Origin of the sequence: Archangium sp. (assembly GCF_045802675.1) — a bacterium.
Classification (GTDB): domain Bacteria; phylum Myxococcota; class Myxococcia; order Myxococcales; family Myxococcaceae; genus Archangium.
The window spans coordinates 13,818-37,560 of sequence record NZ_JBJMQO010000081.1 but is presented as its reverse complement, the minus strand read 5'-3'; the positions used below and the strand labels follow the sequence as shown (position 1 = coordinate 37,560).

The 23,743-nt window shown below is 70.7% G+C and carries 18 protein-coding genes; 7 read left to right on the top strand and 11 right to left on the bottom strand.

Annotation, left to right across the window (positions count from 1 at the left end):
- Nucleotides 1-384 precede the first annotated feature (384 nt).
- Nucleotides 385-1,530, top strand: coding sequence for a hybrid sensor histidine kinase/response regulator (locus ACJ8AN_RS23530; RefSeq protein WP_407757692.1), 1,146 nt, complete (start codon nt 385-387; stop codon nt 1,528-1,530).
- Between the two features lie 19 nt (nt 1,531-1,549).
- Here the strand turns inward: ACJ8AN_RS23530 and ACJ8AN_RS23525 are convergent, their stop codons facing one another.
- Together ACJ8AN_RS23525 and ACJ8AN_RS23520 are read right to left on the bottom strand one after the other, a co-directional pair.
- Nucleotides 1,550-2,488: a sterol desaturase family protein gene (locus ACJ8AN_RS23525; protein ID WP_407757691.1), complete on the bottom strand. Its 939-nt coding sequence runs from the start codon at nt 2,486-2,488 to the stop codon at nt 1,550-1,552.
- 25 nt (nt 2,489-2,513) lie between these two features.
- Entirely contained in the window at nt 2,514-3,455 is a 942-nt protein-coding gene (locus tag ACJ8AN_RS23520; RefSeq protein ID WP_407757690.1) for a DUF1684 domain-containing protein, read from the bottom strand.
- Between the two features lie 92 nt (nt 3,456-3,547).
- Here ACJ8AN_RS23520 and ACJ8AN_RS23515 point away from each other — a divergent pair, with 92 nt between their 5' ends.
- Complete coding sequence (locus ACJ8AN_RS23515) at nt 3,548-5,281, top strand: DUF6311 domain-containing protein (RefSeq protein ID WP_407757689.1); 1,734 nt, start codon at nt 3,548-3,550, stop codon at nt 5,279-5,281.
- 16 nt (nt 5,282-5,297) lie between these two features.
- Here the strand turns inward: ACJ8AN_RS23515 and ACJ8AN_RS23510 are convergent, their stop codons facing one another.
- Together ACJ8AN_RS23510 and ACJ8AN_RS23505 are read right to left on the bottom strand one after the other, a co-directional pair.
- Entirely contained in the window at nt 5,298-5,813 is a 516-nt protein-coding gene (locus ACJ8AN_RS23510) for a hypothetical protein (RefSeq protein ID WP_407757688.1), read from the bottom strand.
- Nucleotides 5,814-6,024: 211 nt separating this feature from the next.
- Complete coding sequence (locus tag ACJ8AN_RS23505; protein ID WP_407757687.1) at nt 6,025-6,240, bottom strand: DUF2905 family protein; 216 nt, start codon at nt 6,238-6,240, stop codon at nt 6,025-6,027.
- A 192-nt stretch (nt 6,241-6,432) separates the two neighbouring features.
- On the opposite strand from ACJ8AN_RS23505, the gene ACJ8AN_RS23500 reads away from it, so the two are divergent.
- On the top strand, nt 6,433-7,092 hold the full coding sequence (locus ACJ8AN_RS23500; RefSeq protein WP_407757686.1) for a DUF2231 domain-containing protein: 660 nt from the start codon (nt 6,433-6,435) through the stop codon (nt 7,090-7,092).
- Between the two features lie 20 nt (nt 7,093-7,112).
- Here the strand turns inward: ACJ8AN_RS23500 and ACJ8AN_RS23495 are convergent, their stop codons facing one another.
- Nucleotides 7,113-7,379, bottom strand: a complete 267-nt coding sequence (locus ACJ8AN_RS23495) for a hypothetical protein (RefSeq protein ID WP_407757685.1) — start codon at nt 7,377-7,379, stop codon at nt 7,113-7,115.
- A 19-nt stretch (nt 7,380-7,398) separates the two neighbouring features.
- On the opposite strand from ACJ8AN_RS23495, the gene ACJ8AN_RS23490 reads away from it, so the two are divergent.
- Entirely contained in the window at nt 7,399-9,795 is a 2,397-nt protein-coding gene (locus tag ACJ8AN_RS23490; protein ID WP_407757684.1) for a glycoside hydrolase family 31 protein, read from the top strand.
- A 7-nt stretch (nt 9,796-9,802) separates the two neighbouring features.
- On the opposite strand, the gene ACJ8AN_RS23485 is transcribed toward ACJ8AN_RS23490, so the two are convergent.
- The 5 genes from ACJ8AN_RS23485 to ACJ8AN_RS23465 form a co-directional block, all read right to left on the bottom strand.
- Nucleotides 9,803-10,783 (bottom strand): alpha/beta fold hydrolase, encoded by a 981-nt coding sequence (locus ACJ8AN_RS23485; protein WP_407757683.1) that lies wholly within the window; start codon nt 10,781-10,783, stop codon nt 9,803-9,805.
- Between the two features lie 89 nt (nt 10,784-10,872).
- Complete coding sequence (locus tag ACJ8AN_RS23480; RefSeq protein WP_407757682.1) at nt 10,873-11,247, bottom strand: hypothetical protein; 375 nt, start codon at nt 11,245-11,247, stop codon at nt 10,873-10,875.
- 44 nt (nt 11,248-11,291) lie between these two features.
- Complete coding sequence (locus ACJ8AN_RS23475; protein ID WP_407757681.1) at nt 11,292-12,281, bottom strand: hypothetical protein; 990 nt, start codon at nt 12,279-12,281, stop codon at nt 11,292-11,294.
- A gap of 71 nt (nt 12,282-12,352) precedes the next feature.
- Nucleotides 12,353-14,128, bottom strand: a complete 1,776-nt coding sequence (locus ACJ8AN_RS23470) for a VWA domain-containing protein (protein WP_407757680.1) — start codon at nt 14,126-14,128, stop codon at nt 12,353-12,355.
- A gap of 151 nt (nt 14,129-14,279) precedes the next feature.
- Complete coding sequence (locus tag ACJ8AN_RS23465) at nt 14,280-17,252, bottom strand: ATP-binding protein (protein ID WP_407757679.1); 2,973 nt, start codon at nt 17,250-17,252, stop codon at nt 14,280-14,282.
- Between the two features lie 175 nt (nt 17,253-17,427).
- Between ACJ8AN_RS23465 and ACJ8AN_RS23460 the strand changes: the two genes are divergently transcribed.
- Genes ACJ8AN_RS23460 through ACJ8AN_RS23450 form a run of 3 tightly spaced genes read left to right on the top strand, consistent with a single transcriptional unit; the run spans nt 17,428 to nt 21,646 of the window.
- Nucleotides 17,428-19,695 (top strand): ATP-binding protein, encoded by a 2,268-nt coding sequence (locus ACJ8AN_RS23460; protein WP_407757678.1) that lies wholly within the window; start codon nt 17,428-17,430, stop codon nt 19,693-19,695.
- On the top strand, nt 19,692-20,156 hold the full coding sequence (locus ACJ8AN_RS23455; RefSeq protein ID WP_407757677.1) for a response regulator: 465 nt from the start codon (nt 19,692-19,694) through the stop codon (nt 20,154-20,156). Before ACJ8AN_RS23460 ends, ACJ8AN_RS23455 begins: the two co-directional genes overlap by 4 nt.
- Nucleotides 20,153-21,646 carry an ATP-binding protein gene (locus tag ACJ8AN_RS23450; RefSeq protein ID WP_407757676.1) on the top strand — a complete coding sequence of 498 codons (1,494 nt, stop codon included), beginning with the start codon at nt 20,153-20,155 and terminating at the stop codon, nt 21,644-21,646. Before ACJ8AN_RS23455 ends, ACJ8AN_RS23450 begins: the two co-directional genes overlap by 4 nt.
- A 48-nt stretch (nt 21,647-21,694) precedes the next feature.
- Here the strand turns inward: ACJ8AN_RS23450 and ACJ8AN_RS23445 are convergent, their stop codons facing one another.
- On the bottom strand, nt 21,695-23,701 hold the full coding sequence (locus ACJ8AN_RS23445; protein ID WP_407757675.1) for an ELWxxDGT repeat protein: 2,007 nt from the start codon (nt 23,699-23,701) through the stop codon (nt 21,695-21,697).
- Nucleotides 23,702-23,743: the final 42 nt, after the last annotated feature.

Here is a 23,743-nt window from a genome sequence, read left to right as displayed (position 1 = left end):
CAGCCACTCCATGCGCTCGGCGAGCGGTGCCCGGGGTGAGGCCGCGCTCAGCAAGACCTGCAGCTCGCCCAGTCGCTCTCCCAGACCGGGAGGGCTCGGGTAGCGGGCGAGCAGGTGTTCGAGCGAGGGGGCAGGGGGGACAGGCTCGGAGCGCGGCGAGGGAGCGGGACAGACGAGCATGGAGGAGGAGATTTGTCCTCAAACGAACAGTACGTGAAATCACTGCCTCAGGCCTGCCTGCTTCGCATTCGAGCGGGGGACGCCGCGCATGCCGCGGTGCGGCTCCACTCCCGAACACTGGACTGCACGGGGTTTTCGCGTTCTGCTCCTGACTTCACGGCAATTCGAGGTAGACAGTCCTCGCTTCTGGGAGGAACTGCAGGGATGACCAGTCCGGTAACGTCGGTGGGAGAGGGAGAATCCGCGCGTCTGCTCTTCGTGGCGGGCGAGAGCGAGACGCGGCAGGTGCTGGAGCGCCTGCGTGCGTCGGGACTGGACGTCACCGCGGAGCGGGTGTCCACGGCGGAGGCCCTGACGGAGGCGCTGGCGCGTCCGTGGGACCTGGCCGTGTGTGGGGCGGAGCTGCCGGGGCTGGGCTTCCGGGAGGCGGCACCGCTCCTACGGGAGAAGTCACCCGCGCTGGCCTTCCTCGTGCTCACGCCGCGGTGGGACGAGGAGGAGCTGGCGGCGGCCCAGGCGGTGGGGAGCCACGGTTACCTGGACATGGGGCGGCTGGCGCAGGTGGCGTTGGAGGTCCGGCGCGAGCTGCGGCGGGCCGTCGAGTGCCGCGACTGCCGGAAGGCCGCGGAGCGGCGCCAGCGCAGGAACGAGTTCCTCTCGGACCTCAACCACGACATCCGCTCGCCCCTCAACAGCATCATCGGCTACTGCGATCTGCTGCTGCTCGAGGAGGGGAAGAACCTGACGCAGCCGGGGCAGCGCGATTTGGGGATGGTGAAGAAGAACGCGCAGTCGCTGCTGGCGCTCATCAACGACGTGCTGACGCTCATCCGGCTGGAGGCGGGCCGGATGGAGAAGGTGGAGCCGGAGCTGGTGAACTTCCGGGAGCTCGCCGAGGACTGCACCGCCACGGTGCGCGACATGGTGCGCGAGAAGCTCGAGGGCAAGGCGCTGGAGCTCAACCTCCACCTCGCCGAGCAGGTGTGCGTGCTGCGCACGGACGAGCTGAAGCTGCGCCAGGTGCTGCTCAACCTGCTGTCGCACTCGGCCAGCTGCACCGATGCCGGGAAGATTTCGCTCACCGCGCGCGCCGAGGGCGGCCAGGCGCTCTTCACCGTCGAGGACACGGGCGGGGGCATGCCCGAGGAGCAGGTCCGCTTCCTCTTCGAGGACTTCCGCCGGGTGGATGCCAAGGCGCGCAAGGCGGGCGGCACCGCGCTGGGACTGGTGCTCGCCAACGAGCTGACGCGGGTGCTGGGGGGCTCGCTGTCCGTGCAGAGCACCCTGGGACAGGGCACCACCTTCCTCGTGCGGCTGCCTTGCCTCGTCGAGGACGCGGCGCTGGCCTGAGCACCGGCCCCCGTTCGCACTACACCGCGGCCGCTCCTCCCGCCTCGTGGACCGGGGAAGGGGCCAGCGTGAGCTGCCCGGCCGCGGCCTCGCGCCGCAGATCCTCGGTGGTCTCGCTGTTGCCATCCGGCCTCCAGCCGGGCGGAGCGGCGAAGTAGCCCCACACCTCGCGCAGGCTGCGCGCGCTCCTCACGTCCCGGAGGAACGGGCCGAACTGGTGGAAGGCGATCTTCACCGGGTTGTTCGTCGTCAGCGGGTGCACCAGGCCGTAGCGGCAGGGCTCGTCGTCGCGCTCGGGGACGTACGTGCCGAAGAGGCGGTCGAAGACGACGAGCACGCCCCCGTAATTCGCATCCAGGTAGCCGAGGTTGGCCGCGTGGTGGACGCGATGCGAGGACGGCGTGTTGAGGATGCCCTCGAGCGGGCCCAGCTTCGGCATCCAGTCCGCGTGAATCCAGAACTGGTAGCTCAGGTTGAGCGCGTACGCGGCGAGGATGGATTGGGGAGTGAAGCCGAGCAGGGCCAGCGGCACGAAGAGGGCGTAGACGCCCGCTATCTGCGACGTCCAGGCGAGCCGGCCCGAGGCGAGCAGGTTGAGCTCGTTGGACGAGTGGTGCACCGCGTGCGACAGCCAGAACCACCGCGAGCGGTGACCGAGCCGGTGGTACCAGTAGTAGAGGAACTCGACGCCGAGGAAGAGCACCCCCCAGGACACGGGGCCATGGCCGGAGGCATCGAGGAGCCGGTGCTCGTAGAGCCAGGCCGCGCCGGGGAGCGCGACCGCGATGGGGACGGCCCGGGTGACGACGTTGCGTCCCACGCTCACGAGGAGCGAGGCCAGGGCGGAGCGCCAGCCGTACGGGCGTTTGAGGACGAACCGGTAGGCCAGCACCTCCAGGAGGATCGCTCCCAGGGAGATGCCGAGGATGAGCCGGGTCAGGGGGCCGTAGGGTGGCATCGGGGGCCTCGCGGGGCAGGGGGCGTCAGTGGTCGCCGTAGCGCTTCTCGCCGGCCTCGACGCGCAGCTTCAGCCGGTTCTGCGGCGGGGGCAGCGGGCACGTGGCGAAGGACGAGAAGGCGCACGGCGGGTTGTAGGCCCGGTTGAAGTCCAGCACGACCTTTCCGTCCTTCGGCAGGTCCGCGTACAGGAAGCGTCCGGCGCCGTACGAGTCCGTGCGGTTGGTCAGGTCCCCGAAGATGATGAAGAACTGCTCCGAGCCCGGCTCCTGCACGGGATCCAACCGGTACTCCTCGCCATTCACCTTGAAGACGAGGGTGCCCGGCGAGTCCATCTCGTCCACCGTGCCGAGCACCGTGGGCACCGGCAGCTTGCGCGGGGTGGTGGCGGGCTCGAAGCGGCCCTCGACGCGCCAGGCGGCGCTCACCGGCCAGGTGGGAATGCCGTGGAACTGCTTGCGCGCCGGAGCCTCCGAGTCCTTCACGCGCAGGCCGATCCGCTCGCCCCGGCGGATGACGTAGAAGTGCAGCGTGCCCAGCGCGAGCACGTCCTTGTCGCTCTCGCTCTCGCCCAGCTCGCCGCCGGAGAAGGGCTGGCCGCCGCGGGTGAGGGGGACGCCCGGCTCGGGGGTGAGCGTCACCTTGCCGCCCTTGCTCGTGAGGGTGCCGATGCGCGCCGGCGTGCCCGCGGGGAAGACGAAGTCGTTCTCCGGCGCCGAGCCGAAGCGGTTGTCCCCTTCCTTCAGCCAGTGCAGGCCCACGAGCGAGAGCCAGCCTTCCTCGCTGGTGAGGTTGGCGATGCGCTTCTGGTGCCAGGCGCGCGTCTCCGCCTCGAGGTCGAACGGCTTCGCTTCGGAGGGCTTGGTGTCGGAGGGCTTGTTCATGGGGTGCCTGGCGGGGGGGCGGCCCGCGGATGCGGGAGCCGCGAACGCCAGCGCCGAGAGGGTGAGCAGACGAGCAATTCGCATGGGAGGACCATGGCAAGACGGCTCGCGCTCGTCCACCACCTGGGAGTAGGGTCCGCCCGGGCTTGGAGCGGATGCGCGATACAGGGGAAGCCGTGAAGAACGTGTGGGCTCGCGTGCGGGAGTACGGGGCGGCGGTGCTGGCCGGGGCCTTCGGGGTGCTCTGGTTCCTCCTGGGCCATGGAGACCGGACGCTCAACCCGCGGCAGGTGGACTGGTTGATGGTGGGGGACTGGTCCACGCACCTGGTGGGCTGGCTCTTCTTCCGCAACGAGCCGCTGCGCTTCCCCCTGGGCGCCATTCCCAGCCTGGCGTACCCGCTCGGCACGACGGTGGGCTTCACGGACTCCACGCCGCTGGTGTCCCTGCTGCTGCGTCCCCTCGCGGGCCTGCTGCCCTTTCCCTTCCAGTACGTCGGGCTCTGGTTCGTCCTCTGCTTCTTCCTCCAGGGCTTCGTGGGCTCCCGGCTGACGGCGCTGTTCACCTCCCAGCGGCCCGCGCAACTGCTGGGCGGCATGCTCTTCGCGCTCGCGCCCGTGCTGCTGTGGCGCCTGGGCCACGAGAGCCTCTGCGCGCACTGGCTCCTGCTCGGGATGCTCTGGGTGAACCTGCGCGACTGGCCGGAGGCCTCGGCGGCCCGGCGCGCCGTGGCGGTGACGTTCCTCCTCGTGGGGCTGAGCGCCACCATCCACCCCTACCTGTCCGTCATGACGCTGGGGCTCGGGGTCGCGGCGCTCGCCCGGCTACGGTGGGTGGACCGGACGCTCTCCTGGAGGGGGCTGGGGCTCGCCCTGGCCGGGCTCGTGGCGCTGCTGCTCGCCCTCTTCTGGCTGTTCGGCTACCTGGGCACGCGCACCCCCTCCGGCATCGAGGGCTTCGGCGACGTCTCGTCGGACCTGCTCACGCTCGTCAACCCCATGGAGTGGTCCCGGCTGCTGCCCACCTGGCCCACGGCGCGCGGTCAGTACGAGGGCTTCGGCTACCTGGGCGCGGGCGTCCTGTTGCTGCTCGCGCTGGGCGTGGGCTCGGCGGTGGTGCTCCGGGTCATGCGGCGCTCGGAAGGGACGCCCGGGTGGAAGCGCGCGGTGCCCCTGGCGGTGTGCTGCCTGGTGCTGGGCGTGTACGCGCTCTCCGCCCGCGTCACCTTCCACGGCCAGCCGGTGATGGATTTGCAGCCGCTCTACCAGCCGGTGATGCGGTACGTGGAGCCGTTCCGCTCCTCGGGGCGCTTCATCTGGCCCCTGCACTACGCGCTGCTGACGGGGGCGCTCGCGCTCGTGCTGGGCGCGTGGCGCCGCCGGCCCTGGGTGGGGACGGGGTTGCTCGCCCTCGTGGTGGGCGTGCAGGTGTTCGACCTGGGCCAGGCGCTGGTGAAGGACCGCTTCCCGAGCCAGCCCTGGAACCGGCTGCACTCCGCCGAGTGGCAGCGGATGAAGGACGACTACCGCCACCTCGCGCTCTTCCCGCCGCAGCTGCACGACGGCAACGGCCGGGGCTGCCCCTGGCCCGGAGCGGGCGCGCCCTTCAGCCCCATGTTCGCGTACCAGGCGGCCGCGCTGGGAATGACCTTCAACAGCGCGTACCTCGCGCGCGTGGACCCGGAAGGGGCGAAGGCGTACTGCACCGCGCTCCAGCAGGAAGCCGAGCGCGGCGAGTTCCAGCCCGACACCGTCTACGTGGTGCACCCCGCGTACCTAGCGCCCTTCCTGCGCCACCCGGAGGCGGTGGTGTGCGGCGCGCTCGATGGCCACGCGGTGTGTGTCTCCTCCACGAAGGAGAGCGCGTTCCGCCGGGGGCTCGAGCTGCGGCGCATCCTCGCCAGGCCGTGAGGGGAGGGGCGGGCGGCTAGCGGCGGCCGGTGGCGCGCTTCGCGGTGGTGCGCTTGGCGGCGGCACCCCCACGCCGGGCGGCGGGAGCGGCGCGCTTGGCGGCGGGAGCGGCGCGCTTGGCGGCCGGAGCCGTCTTGCCGGCGGCGCGCTTGGCCAGCGTCTTCTGGGCGGGGCCGGCCTTCTTGATGGGGCCCTTCTTCTGCGAGGCCGAGGGCTTACGGCCGCCCACCTTGGGCTTGGTGTCCCAGCCCTCCTTCTCGCGGAAGGTCTTGGTGGTGGCGCGCGTGTTCTTCGCGGCCGACTTCTTCGAAGGCGCCGGGCGCTTCTTCTCCGGGCTGCGCTTGGCGACGGAGCGGCCCTTCATGGCGGGCCCCGGCGGCCCCGACTTGCCCATCTTGCGGCGGCCACCGCGCTCGCCGGTGGGCGTCACGGAGGCGGGGGCTTCTCCAGGGGGATTGGCGGTGGGGGCGATCATCTCGGCCGTGTTCTGCTGTTCGGCCTCTTGCGGCGGGCGCTGCGACTCGCTGGACATTCAGTGCTCCTCCTTGAGAGCGGCTCCAAGCCTGGGCACTTCAGTGTCTCCATCCAAGCGTTGGATGAGTGGAGTGAACTCCACTCGACGAATGCGTAAGCATCGCGAGGCCGTGATGCTCGGATTCGGAGACGTGTGGCGTGAGCGCGCGGGGTGCGAAGTGGCTCCCGGGGCCGGAAATCCGGCCCCCGCGACGACGGGGAGGCGCGTGCTACAGGAGCCGCCGCAGCACGAAGGCGAGCAGACTGAGCAGCACCGAGAGCAGCAACATCGACGCGAGCGGGACGTAGACGCGGGTGTGCTCGCCTTCCCAGCGCAGGTCTCCGGGCAGGCGGCCGAACCAGGACAGCGCGCCCGAGTACACCAGCAGCCCGAGGACGATGAGCCCGGCTCCGGCCAGCACCAGCAGCAATCCCGTCGACTTCACCGTGTCCTCCCGGGTGGGGCCCTCGTGGCCGGTGGTCTGCGCATGCCGGGCCCCTTCGACAAGGGGGCTGGTGCCTCGCCTGCCCCTCCCTTGGGAGTCCCCCTGCCTGGGGACGGGGCTTCCAGGAGTCCGGTGAGACGGGTTGTCCGCCGGAGGGCGCGCCCCAAGGTTCCCAGGACGAGGAGGCTTTCCATGCAGATGCGCGTACACGAGCTGCACCCGACGTTGATCCACGCCCCACTGGCGCTGCTGCCGTCCACGGTGGTTGTCGACCTGACGGCGGCGCTCACCGGAGACCGGAAGCTGGACAAGGCGGCCCGGTCGCTGTGGTGGACCACCGCGGCGAGCGGGCTGGTGGCGGGCCTGGCCGGCATGGCCGCCTCGCAAGAGGTGAAGAAGGACAAGCACACCAGCGACATGATGTTCCTGCACGGCCTGGGTAACGTCGTCGTCGTGCTGGGGGCGTTCGGCATCGCCGCGTGGCGCACCACCCACCGCGCGTCGCTCCTCACCGGCCTGCTGGGACTGAAGGCCTTCGCCTTCGCCGCCTATACCGGCTGGCTGGGCGGCGAGATGGTGTACGAGCACGGCGTGGGCGTGAAGGAGCTGACGATGAAGGACGCGGAGCTCGACCAGCTCAGCCCGCCGCTGGCCTCGCGCGAGGCGCCCGCGCGGCTTCTGCGCGACGCGGTGAAGGGCCTGGGGTGGCTGCTGGGCCGCGCCCGGAGCGCCTTCTCGGGAAGCGAGCAGCTCGACCCCAGCGCCTTCGGGGTGAAGGCCGTCGAGGACAAGCTCGGGCAGCAGCCCCAGACGGGGACGGAGGGCGTCCGTTCCGACCTCCGTCCGGTGTGAGGCCCCGCGCTTCGCAACCGTCAGCGGCCGCTCTGTGATTCCAGGGCGTGCCGCAGGGCGAGGGCCATGCGCCGCACGGCATAGCCCTCGAAGTCCTCCAGGGGATCCACGCTCGAGGGAAATACCTCGAGCAGGCTCTCCAGGTAGCGGAGGGCGGGGGGAGTCGCGCCGGCCCCCTGTATTGGCGCTTCCTTCGAGGAGAGGGTCTCCTCCAGCAGGAAGGCCCCCGCGACCAGACTCTGCCAACGATCCGTCCGCCCATCGTTCTCGGGAAGGTCCGCGCTCATGGGCCCATCCTAGCCAGCCATGCGCCTCGAAGACGTCTCCATCGAATCGGCCCGTGTCATCTTCTGGGGCCCCCGCGCCGCGCTCGAGGTGCGTTGCCCGTTGCCCGGCGTGCTGCGCCTGCGCCACCTGCCCGCCCTTCGACACACCGCGCCCGGGCCTCGCGAGCTCCCGCCCAAGCAGTCCTGGGCCGTGCTGGAGCAGCGCGAGCTGCCGCTCTCGGTCCGCTACGAGGAGCAGGGCCGGGTCGTCGTGGTGGGGACGGAGGAGCTCTCGCTGGAGGTGACGCTGGCCCGGGGCACGTGGCTGCTGCGCGATGCCGATGGCCGGGAGCTCGCCCGGTGCGAGGACTTCTCCGGCGAGGTGTTTCCGGACTACCCCGTCGACCGCTTCCGCTCGCGGCTCGCGCTGTACGCGCCGGCCGACGAGGCCTGGCTGGGCTTCGGCGAGAAGGTGGGCCCGCTCGACAAGCGCGGCCTGCACTTCGTCTTCTGGAACACGGACGTGATGCCGCACCACCCGGACACGGATCCGCTCTACCAGTCCATTCCCTTCTGCCTCGGCCTGCGCGAGGGGCGTGCCTGGGGCTTCTTCCTCGACGAGTCGTGGCGGATGGAGGTGGACGTGGGGGCCGAGGACGCCTCGCTCGTGCAGTGGGAGTCCGCCGGGCCCGAGCTCGACACGTACCTCTTCGCCGGGCCACTGCCCGCGGACGTGGTGCGGCGCTACACGGCCCTCACCGGGCGCCCGCCGCTGCCGCCGCTGTGGAGCCTGGGCGCGCAGCAGTCCCGCTGGGGCTACGAGAACGCGAAGGACCTGCGCACCGTCATCCACGGCTACCGCGCGCATGAGCTACCGCTGGACTGCGTGTACCTCGATATCGACTACATGGAGGCCTACAAGGTCTGGACGTGGGACCGCACCCGCTACCCGGACCCGGCGGGGCTCGCGCACGAGGCGGCCGCGCAGGGCGTGCGGCTGGTGACCATCATCGACCCGGGGGTGAAGGCCGAGCCGGGCTACCCCGTGTATGACGAGGCGCTCGCGGGGGACTTCCTCGTGCGCAACGACCGGGGCAGCGTGCTGCTGGGCGAGGTGTGGCCCAAACCCGCGACCTTCCCGGACTTCACCCGCGAGGCGGTGCGCGTGTGGTGGGGCCGGCAGCACCGGGGCTTCGTCGAGGCGGGCATCGCCGGCTTCTGGAACGACATGAACGAGCCGGCGTGCTTCACGCTGCTCAACGGCCGGGAGACGTTCGACATCAACACGGCCCCGGCGGTGCACCTGGGCAAGGTGGAGGGGCCCACGCTGCCGCACGACGCGCGGCACGGAGACAAGCGCCACCTGGAGGTGCACAACGTGTACGCGCTCGGCATGGTGCGGGCGTCGTACGAGGGACAGCGCGAGCTGGCACCGGACAAGCGGCCCTTCGTCCTCACGCGCGCGGGCTCGGCGGGCATCCAGCGCTATGCGGCGATGTGGACGGGGGACAACTCCAGCTACTGGGCGCACCTGGAGCTCTCCCTCTCCATGTTGCTGGGCCTGGGCCTGTCCGGCGTGTCCTTCACGGGCGTGGACGTGCCCGGCTTCCTCGGCCGCGCGAGCGGGGAGTTGCTCGTGCGCTGGATGGAGGCGGGGACCTTCTACCCGCTGCTGCGCAACCACTCGGGCAAGGGGACACCGCCGCAGGAGCCGTGGCGCTTCGGCGAGCCGTACCTCTCCCTCACGCGCGAGTGCCTGCGGCGGCGCTACCGGTTGCTGCCCACGCTCTACTCGCTGTCGCACGAGGCCTCCGTGGAGGGGCTGCCGGTGATGCGCCCGCTCGTCATGTACGCGCCCGGGGACGACGAGGCCCTGCGCACGGATGACACCTTCCTCTTCGGGAAGGACCTGCTGGTGGCCCCCGTGGTGCGCCAGGGCCAGCGGCGGCGGCTCGTGTACCTGCCCGAGGGACGATGGCTTCCGTTCTTCAACCTCGCTGTCACGGAGGAGCCGATTGAAGGCGGCCAGCACGTCATCGCCGAGGCGCCGCTGGGCACGGTCCCGCTGTGGCTGCGGGCGGGAGGCGCGCTGGCCCTCACCGAGCCCGCGTTGCACACCACGACGGCCAACTGGTCCCGGCTCACCTGGCACCTGCACGCGGCCGAGCGGGTGGAGGCGCGCCTGTACGAGGACGCGGGCGAGGGCTACGGCGACTTCCGGCTCACGCGGCTGCTCGGAGTCCGGGACGGAAACCGCTTCGTGCTCGAGCGGAGCACGGAGGGCTCACTGCCTCTCGCGCGCGACATGGAGACGCTGCGCATCTACGGGCTGCCCCCGCCGCGCGAGGTGGTGGGGGCGCGGTCGCACCGGCTGGGCAATGGGGTGCTGGAACTGGTGGTGGAGGCCGGGTGGCAACGCTTGGAGGTAGTGCTGTGAGTCAGCACTACATGCCGAGGAAGGCCTTCATCTCGCGCAGCACGTCGTCGCGGTTGGTGATCCAGACGTAGTGATCCGCGTGCTCGAGCTGCACGATCTTCCAGCCCGGCATGTTGCGGACTTCCGCCACCCGCTGGATCCCCTTGGGGATCATTTCCCTCAGCTTCTCCTGCTGGGCGGGGGTCAGCTGGGCGAAGCCGTTGACATCTTCTGCCCGCTCGGGTGGACGCTCACCCGTGTGGAGGTAGAGCACGGGGGCCCGTATGGCCGCGAAGTCCACCTTCAAGGCGCTCTTCGTCAACAGGGCATCCGCGTCCGGCCGCTGGCGGTCGCGCAGGTAGCGCCCGGTCTTCGGATCGAACTCGATCGTCTCGTCGAGCTCGTGCTCGGGCAACGGCCCGCCGAGGCCGCGCGCGATCGCGGCGGCCACCGTGGCGCGCGAGGCCAGGAGCGCGGGGTCGGGCTCACTCGGGGTCGGCAAGGGCAGAACCTGATAGAGTTCCGCCGCCAGATCGCCCTTGGTCTGGATGTCCAGGAAGACCACCTTCTCCACGCGCTCCGGGTGATGGGTCGCCAGCCAGGTGATCTCCTCCCCGGCGCGGGAGTGACCCACGAGCACCGCCTTCGCGATTCCCTGGCTGTCCAGCACCCGGACGATATCCGTGCTCAGGGTCTCGGTGTCGTAGCCCTGCTCGGGCCAGCTCGAGGAGCCGTACCCCCGGCGGGTGACGGAGTAGACGTGATACGCCCGGGTGAACTCGGGCGCGAAGTCGTCGAAGACGTGGGCCGTGTTGCCTCGGCCCGTCAGGAAGACGAGCGCGGGTCCCTGGCCACCGAAGTCGAGGAGCTCGAGCTCGACACCCTCGGCGACCTTGACCCGCTGCACCCGATGCAACGCGCTGGCGCCGGCCGGAGGCGGGGTCTGGACGGACGCCGTCGTCGCGCAGGCGAACAGCGGCAAGCACCACAGGAGGAGGAGTTTTCGCATGGCCGGACTCAACCACGGTTTGAAGGGCCCGCGCTCCTCCAATCGCTTGTCAAACCAACTGTCGTTTGCCTGGGCAGGTGGGTGCGCGCTCAGCACGCGGCTGCGCCAGGCCCATACAGCATCCCGGACGCGGCCCGCAGGCGCGGAGCCCAGGCGGGCTCGTCGGTGAGGAGAATGTCCCGGCCGCCCTCGCGCACCACCATGCCGTCGGGTGCCACCACCGAGAAGCGCAGGGGCCGGCCGAGCGCCACGGTGAGCGCCTCCATCGTCGTCTCGTCCTCGGTGCTGAAGCCCAGCGGCCCCACCGGGTGGCTGTGAGCGATTTCCTCCAGCTCGCCCCGCAGCCGCCAGATGGCCTCCCAGCGCTCGCGGGAGTCCGGCAGTGCCACGGGGCTGTCCGAGGCATCGCTCCACAGCACCACGCTGTCGCGGCCGATGAGCACACAGACTTCACGCGGATGCATGGCACCCTCACCCCGCCCCTCTCCCGGGGGAGAGGGGGGTTGTCCTATGCGTGCCTCGTGATGACCAGCACGTCGTTGCGGATGGCCTCGCGGATGACCGACGGCAGGCTCTCCAGCGTCACCTCCCGGTCCGCACCCGCCAGGCAGATGCCCGCGTCCACCACCTGCAGCGTGCCCACTTCGACGATGGTGATGAAGCGCTCGTCCATGAAGCTGAACGTCACCTCCAGCCGCTGGTTGCCCAGCCGCCGCGAATCCAGCATCCGCGCGCCCGCCGATGCCAGCACCCGCTCCACCCGCGTGAGCCCCTGCGCCTGCCACTCCACGTGACGCGGATGGCTCCGCATCCGGGCGAGCTCCGTCTGGAGCTGCGCCGCCTCCTCCTCGCGCCGCCGCTGCGTCTCCAGCTCCACCAGCCGCGCCTCCACCGACCGCACGTGCGCATCGCGCTCGATGGCCAGTGCCCGCAGACGGGCCTCGGCCGCGGGATGGCCTCCCTCGGCCACGGACAGCACCTGGCCTCGCACCTCGGCGGGGGAGAAGCGGATGCCGAGCGCCCGGGACGCACCCTCCAGCACCGCGTAGCCAAAGGCGGCCCGCAGCGAGGACGGCACGGCCTTCACCTCCGCGAGCGTCCGGCCCTCCTCCAGCACCCGCCGCGCGCTGCCCTCGGCCTCGCCCTCGAACTCCAGCGCCTCGAAGACGAGCGAGCCGTCATGCCAGCGCCGGGCGCGCACGGGAGAGAAACGCGGAGGCTCCTCGTCGGGCAGCAGCAGCACCGTCTCGGCGACGGCGCCCTCGCGCACCAGCCGCGCGCCCCAGAGGTGACCCCGCACGAGCGGCAGCCCGTCGAGCCCCTCCGGCACCGCCGGCTCGCGCGCGGTGGCGGTGCGCCCCTGCACCTCGAAGCGCCACCAGCCGGGCGTGGGAGGCGTGGACACGCGGAGCCGCCGCGAGGGCGCGTCGACGCACGCCCCACCGAAGTAGGGCAGCACCGCCGACTCCACCTTCCCGAGGAACTTCCGGTAGTCCATGACACGCCTCCCCCGAAGGGAAATGGAGCGGGCGGCGTGGACATGAAAGCCCACGCCGCCAGCTCATCGCGTCACGCCACCTTCAGCAGCGGCGTGCGCATCACCCGCTCGACCCAGCCGGACTGGCTGGCCCCGGTCGCCGCCGGCGCGTCCATCAGCGCCTTGAGCACACGGGGGACCTGGTACGGGTCCTCGAACTGGTCCACCTGTACCTCACTGAACGGCACCCGGAGCTGGCTGGCGCACGTGCGCACGGTGTTACCCCGGTTGGCGGCGCTGGCCACACTCACCAGCATCGCCATCGCGGCCACACTGAAGCCGCACTCGCGGAAGGCGCGGGCGAACTGGTCACCCGCCTCACCGGCCTCGTCACCCACGACGATGACGATGAGCTTCGCCTCCTCGGGCACCCGCATCCCCGCCCGGTGCAGCGCATGCACACCGGCCGCGTGCGTCGTGCCGCCCGACGCCTTGATGCCCTGCAGCATGTGCTGCACCGCCGCCCGGCTCGCCGCCTTGGGCTTGAGCACCGTGCCCATCGTGTCGAACGACGCGATGTGCAGCTTCTCCAGCGGGAAGCCCGCCAGGATTCGCGACAGCGCCTCCTTCGACTGCTCGATGGCACCCTCCATGGAGCCGGACTTGTCGATGAGGAACATCACCCTCACGTCCGTCTCCGCCGTCGCCTCCGCCACCGCGGCCTTCACCGCGTTGTCGCTCGCCTCCTCCAGCTTCGCCTTCAGCTCCTGGCTGCGGACGTTCTTCGCGATGTGGAGCGCCCGCTGGTCCGTGGCCGTCCGCACCGCCTTCTCCCAGCGCTCGCGGATGGTGGGGTCCGTCAGCAACCCCAACTCCTCGAGCGTCGGCGTCAGCATTCGCAAATCCCGGTCCGACAGCGAGGGCAGGAGCGCCGCCATGATGGCCGGCGTCATGCCCAGGTCCTTGGGCAGCCGGCCCACCACCTCCTTGTAGGAGAGGCGCTCCAGCTCGATCCACTCGCAGATCTCCGCCTCCGAGAGCCCATCGAAGCGCTCGCGCTTCACGAGGTTGAGCCCCACCAGGCCCACCGAGCGGTGGCCCGCGTCCGCCTGCTTCTGCTTCCAGCCGAGCACCTCGAAGAAGGCCTGCGACACCGGCTTGTAACCGGCCTTGCGGGCAATCCTCTTCAGCGTCTCCTTGTAGCCGGCCTTCACCAGGCCCTGGAGCATCGGCACGTTCTGCTCACGCACGCGCAGCCACTTCGTGGCGACGGCCTTCCACCGGCCGAGCGGCGGCTTGCGGGACGCGGGGTCACCGAAACCGGCCTCGCGGTTGAGGCGGGCGATCTCCGGAATCTCGAGCAGCTCGGCCACTCGCAGCACCGCCTTGGGCGTGAGCATGCGCGTGGACTTGCGCTCGTAGTGGAGCACCATGGCCGCGCCGATGGCGCGGAAGTCGTCGTCGAGGAACGCGATGGAGCCATCGTCCTCGCGCACGGGCTGGCCGGAGTGGCCCTGCACGAGCATCAGCGCGCACGTGGCCACCTTGAGGTCGCGCCAGTCCGTCTGGGTGAGCGCGTAGGACGCGAAGTGCGCCATGAGGTCCGTGTTGAGCTTGTAGATGTCGAGCAGCTGGCGGTACAGGCGCACCGCGGCGGGCACGAAGAGGCCGGGCTTCACCGGGGTACCCTGACGCACGAGCGCCTCGCTGGCGCCCTGCGCGGGATGCCACGTGCCGTTGACGGCCAGGCCCGGGCGGTTGTGCCACAGGTGCGCGGAGCCACCGAGCACCAGCTCCAGGAGCTTCTCCGCGGGGCCGCGCTGGGCCTCGGGAAGCGTGGTGGGGGTGGCCGGGTTGTGCGTCGTCATGTGCTGCCCCTCCAAGGGAAATTCGCGCCCGAGTGACCCGGCCGCCTTTTGACGTTGGAGGTCGGTTTGCGTGTAGGGCCGGGTCGGCCGGGCGCGAATAGGTCGTTCTGCTCGGAGAGACGGGACCGTGCGGCGTTCCTGACGGGAGACGTCAGCTCTGCGCGGAGCCCGGGTTGCCTGGCCGGCCCTGGCGGGGCAGGCGGACGTGGAAGGTCGCCCCGCCGCCCGGCGTCTCCTCGATGAGGATGTGCCCGTGGTGGGCCTCGACGACCTGCCGCGTCACCCACAGCCCGAGCCCGAGCCCGCCGTAGTTGCGCACCGGCACGGCGCGCTCGAAGCGCTCGAAGACGCGGGCCCTGTCGGCCGCGGGGATGCCGATGCCGTGGTCCACCACCGTGAGCTGCACCACCGGGCCCTCCGAGCGCAGGGTGAGCTCCACGGGCCGTCCCTGGCCGAACTTCAGCGCGTTGGACAGCAGGTTGTGCACCACCTGCTCCATGCGGTCGGGGTCGAAGTGGCCGGCCAGGGGGCTCTCGAGGCGGACCGACAGGGGCGTCGCCAGCCGGCGGGCGTCCACCTGGACCTCGGCCACCACCTCGGCGACGAGCTCGGCCAGGTCCACCTGCGCGGGCACCAGCTGCATGCGTCCGGTGGTGAGCTGGGACACGTCCAGCAGCGTCTCGATGAGCCGCGCCAGCCGGCGCACGGAGCGGCGCGCCACGTCCAGCCGGCCGCCGACGTTGTGCTCCGAGACGGTGCTCAATCCCCGCTCGATGGCGTTGAGGTTGAGCTGGAAGGCGGCCAGGGGCGTCTTCAGCTCGTGCGAGGCGACGGAGAGGAAGTCATCCCGCGCGCGGATGGCCTCCATGAGGGTCTCCACGTGGGCGCGCTCCCGGGCCACCTCGCGGCGCATGCGGACACGGTCGAGGTTGGAGTGCACCCGGGCGAGCAGCTCGCGGGCGGAGAAGGGTTTGACGAGGTAGTCATCCGCTCCGGACCCGAGGCCCTCGAGCGTGGCCTCCTCGCCAGCGCGGGCCGACAGCAGGAGGAGGGGCAGCTCCTTGGTATGCGGGGCCGCTCGCAGGGCGCGCAGCAGGCCCACGCCGTCCAGCCGCGGCATCATCACGTCCGAGAGCACGAGGTCCGGCGGGTGGGCCAGCGCCGACTCCAGGGCCGCCTGTCCATCCGCCACCACCTCCACCTCGAAGTGCGCGGACAGCACCCGGCGGATGTAGTCGCGCATGTCCGCGTTGTCGTCCGCGAGCAGCACCCGCGCCCGGGCCAGCTGCGCGCCGGGCACCTGCGTTGCCGGGGGCTCCTCGTGCAGCCAGCGTTGCGCCTCCTGGACATAGGGGGAGGCGCCGCTCGCGGTGGAGGGCGGGCCGCGGGCGGCGCGGAGGCGCGCGGCGGGAAGGTGCGCCGAGCCGAAGGGCAGCTCGAGGGTGAACGCCGTCCCCCGGCCCTCGGTGCTCTCCACGCTCACGTGGCCCCCGTGCAGCTCCACCACCTCGCGCACCAGCGCCAGGCCGATGCCCGTGCCCTCGTGGGTGCGGGCGTGCGCGTCCTTCACCCGGTGGAAGCGCTCGAAGATGCGCGGCAGCTCCGAGGCGGGGATGCCCGTGCCGGTGTCCCGCACGACGAGCACGGCGCGTCCGTCGTGCTCGTGGGCGCGGATGGAGATCTCCCCCTTGTGGGTGAACTTGAAGGCGTTGGACACGAGGTTGAGGACGACCTTCTCCCAGAGCTCCTCGTCCAGGTAGACGGGCTGGGACAGGGGAGGGCAGTCCACGATGAGCTTCAGCCCCGCGCGCTCCACGGCGGAGCGGAAGCTGCTCGCGAGCCCGGCGCAGGAGGTGGCGAAGTCCGTGGGCGCGTAGCTGGCCTCCATGCGGCCCGCCTCCAGCCGGGAGAAGTCGAGCAGCGAGTTGACGAGCCGCAGCAGCCGCTCCGCGTTGCGGTGGAGCACCCCCAGCTCGGAGTGGACGGCCTCGGGCAGGGGCCCCGCGCCTCCCGAGAGCAGGTGCTCGGTGGGCCCCAGTATCAGGGTCAGCGGCGTGCGGAACTCGTGGCTGATGTTGCTGAAGAAGGCCGTCTTGGCGCGGTCGAGCTCCTCGAGGGCCTCGGCGCGGCGGCGCTCCTCCTCGTAGGCCCGGGCATTGCGCAGGGCCACCGACACCTGGCCCACGAGCAGCTCGTAGAAGGAGCGGTACCCCTCGTCGAGCGCGCGGTTGGGGCTCACCCCCGCCACCAGCACGCCGAGCGGGCCCGTCTGTCCCGAGGACGCGATGGGCATCACCAGCGCCGAGCGGACCGGGTCCTTCCACAACCCGCCCCTCAGCGTGAAGCGGCGCTCCACGTCCTCGACGAGCACCGTCTCTCCGGCCATCGCGCGCGCCAGCGGCCAGATGCCCTCGCCGTCCGCGTCCCATTCCACGCGGGCGGGACACACGGGGGCGTGCTCGTCCAGTCCGATGGCGCCGCAGCGCAGGAGCGTCTGGCCCTCCGGGCCGCGCAGGTAGAGCAGCGCGAAGGGCACGTCCAGCGGGTGCTCGGCGATGGCGGCGGTGGCATCGCGGCAGGTCTTCTCCACGTTGCGCGCCTCGCTCGTCCTCGAGGCCAGCTCCCGCAGCAGCCGCATCCGCCGCTCGCCGAGCACCTGCTGCGTCACCTCGGAGCAGACGGCGAGCATGCCGGTGATGCGCCCCTCGTCATCCTCGGCGGGCGCGTGGGAGACGCTGAAGTAGGACTCCTCGCGGTAGCCGGAGCGCTCCAGCAGCAGGGGCAGGGCGGGCGTCCAGTTCGCCACGCCGGTGTCCATCACCTCGCGAATCATCGGCCCGAGCGTGTCCCATGCCGCGGCCAGGGTGATGCGGATGTCGAGGCCGAGCGCCGCCGGGTGGTTGTCGCCGATCAGCTTCGAATAGGCATCGTTGTAGAACTGCGTGTACTCCGGCCCCCAGGTGAGCACCATGGGGTAGCGCGACACGAGCAGCGTGCGCACCAGCGCCTTGAGGCTCTCGGGCCACGTCTCCACCGGGCCCACCGGGGTGGAAGCCCAGTCGTGGGCGCGCACGCGCGCATGCATCTCGCTCGGACCGGTGAAGCTCTCCACGCCTTCCTCCATGGGCCTCCAGGCCAATCCTTCCCTGGGTGATGGGATGTGGACGTTTACCCTCCGGTGCGATACCGCCTCTCCAGACCGCCTGTCTGGAGGGGCTCCAAGCGGCCTATAGGGGACGGCGGTGAGGCGTGGCCGGTGGCAGGTGGCTCTCAGGCGAAGTCTGGCGCGAGGAGGCGAGATGAAGACGGATGGAGCCGTGCCCGGCCGCGTGGTGGATCTCACCAACTGCGACAAGGAGCCCATTCACATCCCAGGGGCCGTCCAGCCGCACGGCGTGCTGCTCGTCCTCCACGAGCCCTCGCTCACCATCCGTCAGGTGAGTGAGAACGCCGGAGAGCTCATCGGGGTGGAGGCCCGGGCCCTGTTGGGCCGCACGCTCGAATCCCTGCTGCCCGAGTCCCAGGCCCCGGGGGTGCGCGCGAGCCTCCTGTCGGAGCGGCTCCAGGACAACAATCCCCTCGAGCTCACCCTCCGGGGAGAAGGCCGCGAGCGCCCCTTCAACGGCATCGCGCACCGGCACCAGGGGCGGCTCTTCCTGGAACTCGAGCCCTCGTCGAAGCAGGAGGCGCTGCCCTTCTTCGGCTTCTACCACCAGGCGCGCGGTGCCATGGCCCGCCTGCGCGACGCGAAGGACCTGCGGGCCCTGTGCGAGGAGGCCGCCCGCGAGGTGCGCCGGCTCACCGGGTTGGAGCGCGTCATCGTCTACCGCTTCGACGAGGAGTGGAACGGCCGGGTGCTCGCCGAGGACCGGGTGGAGAAGGCGGACCCGTACCTGGGCCTGCACTTCCCCGCCTCGGACATTCCGCGCCAGGCGCGCGAGCTCTACACCCTCAGCTGGCTGCGCATCATCCCCACCGTCGACTACGTGCCCGCGCGCATGCTCGCGTGGCCGGAGGAGGAGGCGGCGGGTCCGCTGGACATGTCCTTCTGCGTGCTGCGCAGCGTGTCTCCCATCCACCTCGAGTACCTGCACAACATGGGGGCCACCGCTTCCATGAGCATCTCGCTCATGAAGGAGGGACGGCTGTGGGGGCTCATCTCCTGCACGCACCTCTCCGGCCCCAAGTACATTCCCTACCAGGTGCGCACGGCGTGCGAGTTCGTGGGCGAGTTCATGTCCTCCTTCATCCCCGCGAAGGAGGGCCACGAGGACCATGACCAGCGCATCCGGGCCAGGTCCGTCCAGGCGCGGCTGCTGGAGCGGATGACGCGCAACCTCGACTTCGCCGAGGGCCTGTGCCACCCGCCGCCCGAGCTGCTCGAGCTCACCGGCGCCAGCGGCGCGGCCGTCTACTTCAACGGCGCGACGACGATTGTCGGCAAGGCGCCCTCGGACGAGCAGCTCCAGGCCCTCATCCGTTGGCTGGGCGAGAGGCCGGACTCGCAGGAGGTGTTCCGCACCCACTGTCTGTCGCGCGAGTACCCCGAGGCCGAGGCCTTCAAGGACGTGGCGGCCGGGCTCATCGCCGCCTCCATGTCGCGCGGCCGTCACAACCACGTGCTGTGGTTCCGCCCGGAGGTGGTGCAGACGGTGGAGTGGGGCGGCAACCCGCACAAGCCGGTGGACATGGGCGCGGATCAGCCGCGGCTGCACCCGCGCAAGTCCTTCGCGCTCTGGCAGGAGACGGTGCGGGGCCGGAGCCTGCCCTGGAAGGACTACGAGGTGGAGGCGGCCCAGGAGCTGCGCCGCAACATCATCGACATCGTCCTGCAGCGCAGCGAGGAGCTGCTCGAGCTCAACACGGAGCTGGAGCGCAGCAACGTGGAGCTGGACTCCTTCGCCTACGCCGCCAGCCATGACCTGAAGGAGCCGCTCCGGGGCATCCACAACTACACGAGCCTCGTGCTGCGCGAGGAGTCCACGCACCTCGCGCCCGGCAACCGCACACGCCTGGACACGGTGGTGCGGCTCACGCAGCGCATGGAGAGCCTCATCAACTCGCTGCTGCACTACGCGCAGGTGGGCCGCACCGAGCTCTCCCTGCGCGAGACGGATCTCAACGAGCTGCTCGCCCAGGTGCTGGAGCTGCTCGAGCCCCGCATCGACGAGGCCCAGGTGGAGGTGCGCGTGCCCCTCCCCCTGCCGCCCGCGCGCTGCGACCGCGTGCGCATGGCCGAGGTCTTCACCAACCTCATCACCAACGGCATCAAGTACAACGACAAGGACAAGAAGTGGGTGGAGCTCGGCGCCACGCGCACGCCCGAGGGTGGCACCATCTACTCCGTGCGCGACAACGGCATTGGCATCAAGCCCGAGTACACCGAGGCCATCTTCCGCATCTTCAAGCGCCTGCACGGGCGCGACAAATACGGCGGGGGCACCGGCACGGGGCTGACCATCGTCAAGCGCATCATCGAGCGCCACAACGGCCGCATCTGGCTGGAGTCCCAGCCCGGCGTGGGCACCACCTTCTTCTTCACCCTGGGCAGCGAGAAGGCACCGTGAAACGCGATCTGCCCATCCTCGTGGTGGAGGACAACGACGAGGACTTCGACCTGCTCCAGATGACCTTCCGGAGCACCGCCATCCCCAATCCCCTCTACCGCTGCTCGGAGGGCGAGGAGGCACTCGACTTCCTCCACCAGACCGGCCGCTACGCGGACGCGGAGACGGCCCCTCGCCCGGGCCTCATCCTGCTCGACCTGAACCTCGCTGGCCTGGACGGCAGGCAGGTGCTCGAGCACCTCAAGGGCGATGCACAGCTCAAGAGCATCCCCGTCATTGTGTTCTCCACTTCGGACAATCCCAAGGACGTGCAGAGCGCCTACGCCCATGGGGCGAGCGGCTATCTCCTCAAACCCGTGGACCTGTCCAGGTTCGAGCGAATGATTCAGCTCTTCAAGGATTTCTGGCTGGACCACATCGTGCTCCCTCCGGGAGACAGCCGGGAGGGTGCGCGCGGATGAGCCTGCGGCGCCGTGTGACGATGCTCCTCCTGGACGACAGCCCGGAGGACCGGCACGTCTTCCGCTCCTACCTGGAGCAGGTGGAGGAGTACGCCTTCCACTTCCTCGAGGCGGAGGACACGGAGCAGGGGCTGCTCGTCTGCAGGGAGCAGGCGGTGGACTGCGTCCTCCTGGACTATGAGCTCCCGGGCGCCAACGGGTTGGAGTTCCTCCGGAGGCTGGAGCTGGGGGAGGGACTCCGGCGGCCGCCCGTGGTGATGGTGACCGGGCGGGGCAACGAGCGCATCGCCGTCAAGGCGCTCAAGGGCGGGGCCTCGGACTACCTGGTGAAGGGGGAGGTGACGGCCGAGAGCCTCTACCGCGCCGTGCGCAACGCGGTGGAGAAGGAGGACATCCGCAAGCGCCTCGACGAGCAGGTGCTGCGCACGGGCCTCGCGGAGACCCAGCTCGAGCTTGCCCTGGAGGTCGTGGAGCACGGCGACGCCCTGTTCGTGCTCGATGCCGACTTCCGCATCGTCCTCGTCAACCGCAACCAGGAGCGATTCTCGGGCACGCGGCGCGAGGAGTGCCTGGGGCGCAAGCTCTGGGATCTCTGGCCGCTGGTCGCGAATCCGCAGAGCAAGTACTGGGTCGAGTACCACCGGGTCATGCACGAGCGGGTGCCGGTGCACTTCGAGGAGTACTACGCGCCTCATGGACTCTGGACGGACGTCAGCGCCTTCCCCATGCGGGACGGGGGCATGGCCGTGTTCTTCCGCGACATCACCGAGCGCAAGCGAATGGAAGCGCAGGCCCGGGCCGAGGAGAAGCAGCGCTCGGAGTTCGAGCAGCAGCTCATCGGCATCGTCAGCCACGACTTGCGCAACCCCATCACCGCCATCTCCCTGGGCGTATCGCTGCTGCTGCGCCGCGAGGGCCTGGACGAGAAAATCCTCAAGACGCTCGTGCGCATCCACTCCTCGGCCGAGCGCGCCATCCGCATGGTGAGGGACCTGCTCGACTTCACGCAGGCCCGGCTGGGCGGGGGCATCGTCCTGCACCGCGAGCCCATGGAGCTGCATCCGCTCCTGCAGCTGGTGGTGGAGGAGGTCCACATGTCCCATCCGGATCGCGAGGTACGGCTCGAGCTGGAGGGGGATGACCGGGGCACGTGGGACTCGGACCGGATGGCCCAGCTCATCACGAACCTGGTCACCAACGCGTTGAAGTACAGCCCGGCGGGGACGCGGGTGAGGGTGCGCACGCGCTCGGAGGCCGAGGCGGTGGTGCTAGAGGTCCACAACGAGGGCGAGCCCATTCCGCCCCAGGTCCTGGCCCACCTCTTCGAGCCCATGCGGCGCGGGGACCAGTCCGACCGGGGAGGCCGCAGCATCGGGCTGGGGCTCTTCATCGTGGACCACGTCGTCCGGGCCCATGGCGGCACCATCGACGTGCGCTCCAGCGTCCCCGAGGGCACCACCTTCAGCGTGCGGCTGCCACGCACCGCCTGACCGCGGCGCCACCCCCGTCTCCGGAGGGGCGCCGCGTGAGGGCAAGCGCTACGCCTGGGCCTTGCGGCGGCGCGAGCCCAGCACCGCCAGGGCCGTCAGGAGCAACCCGCCGAGCGCCTCATTGCCGGAGGCCGCTCCGCAGCCGCAGCCGTTGTTCGCGTACTGCCGGCTCACCGCCACGTGGAACGAGCAGCGCGAGCTGTTGCCGGCCGCATCCGTCGCGGTGACGATGACGGGCGTGATGCCCACCGGGAAGTCGCTGCCGGACGGAGGGTTGTAGGCCAGGGCCGGAACGGAGACCGAGTCGGAAGCCATCGCGGGCGGGTACTCCACGTTCGCCCCGTAGCGCGTCGTCCTCCAGCTCTTCTGGTCCTCCGGGCAGCTGAGCTGCGGCGCCTTGCTGTCGCGGACCTTCACGGAGAAGGTGCACTCCGCGCTGTTGCCGGACTCGTCCGTGGCCGTGACGGTCACCTGGCTCGAGCCGAGCCCGAAGGTGTCGCCCGTGCGCTGGGTGTAGCTGAGGGTGACGGGGCCGGGCTTGTTGTCGGTGGCCGTGGCGGCTGGGTAGCTCACGCTCGTGCCGGTCGAGCTCTTCGCCTCCTGGGTCACCGCGGACGGGCAGACGAGCGTCGGCGGGGTGCAGTCGTTGAGCGACCAGGGCTCGACGCCGGCGGTGCCCTCGGTGTTGGTGGTGCTGTCTCCGGCGACGAAGAAGACGCGCGGGCCCACGGGCGTGAGCATCGAGGGCGCGAGCGAGCCCGTGCCGGGGACGGCGTCGTAGAGCATCGCCGTGCCTTCGCGGGTGCCATCGCTCGTCCAGAGCTCGCGGCCGTACTCCGCCGTCTCGGCGCTGAAGAGGACCTTGTCGTCCACCACCGTCATCCAGAAGGGCGCCGAGCTGTCCTTGCCGGGGCGGAGGTCGTCGACGATGACCGTGCCGGTGACCGTGCCGTCGCTGCGCCACAGCTCGAAGCCGCTCGCGTCATCCCAGGCGGAGAAGAGGAGCTTGCCGTTGAGCGCCGTGAGGAAGCGGGCGTTGGCCGAGGGCTTGAGCACCAGCGTGCCCTTGTCGCTGCCGTCGCTGCGCCACAGCGAGCCGTCCGCTCCCCCGAGGAAGTAGACCGTGTTGCCCACCGGCACCATCGTCCCGGGGCCCACCGAGTAGTCGGAGGCCCTCAGGGCCAGTGTGCTGACGCGGACCGTCCCCGGCCCCGTCCCGTCGCTCTTCCACAGGTCCCAGCGCTTGGCGTAATCGGACCCGGCGAAGAAGTAGAGCCGGTCTCCCACGGGCATCAGCCCCTGGATGATCTCCTCACTGGGATCGCTCTCGACGACCCGGACGACCGCGACGCGCTCGGTGCCCGCGCCCGTGCCGTCGCTCCTCCAGAGCTCGGTCTCGTTGGGCCCACCATCGGCCGCGAAGTAGAGCGCTCCCTTGAAGACGGCCAGGGCGCTCAGCCCCGAGCCCGCTTCACCGGGGAGGAGATCCGACACGAGCTGCGTGCCGTTCTCGGAGCCATCGCTCTTCCACAGCTCGGGGCCGTGCACGCCGTCATCGGCGACGAAGAAGAGCGTGTTGCCCACGGCCGTCAGCCACGTCGCTCCCGAGCCCTCGGTGCCGGCCCGCAGGTCCCGGACGAGCACGGTGCCCTCGGACGTTCCATCCGTCTTCCACAGCTCGCGGCCGTGGGCGCCGTCATCGGCGGTGAAGTAGAGCGTGTCGCCGAGCACCGTCAGCGAGCGTGGATCCGAATCCTTGGCGCCTGGGAAAAGGTCGGCCACGAGGGCCGTGTCGCCCTCCTTGCCATTGCTGCGCCACAGCTCGAGGCCCGTCGTGCCGTCCCGGGCGGTGAAGAAGATCGTCTTGCCGCGGACAGCCGGCGGCTGGACGTCGTAGTCCGGGATGGAGCTGGCGTTTCCCGGAGCGATGTTCTTGATGAGGGTGAGGGGCTGACACGTGGCGGACTCCGCCGCGTCCGCTGTGGGGGAGGCGACAATACCTGTCAGAGCACAGATTGAGAGCAACGAAGACACACCGGTCCAATACCGACGCATGTCCACCTTCCTATGGGGAGCAGGGGGCACGTAGTCTGGGTA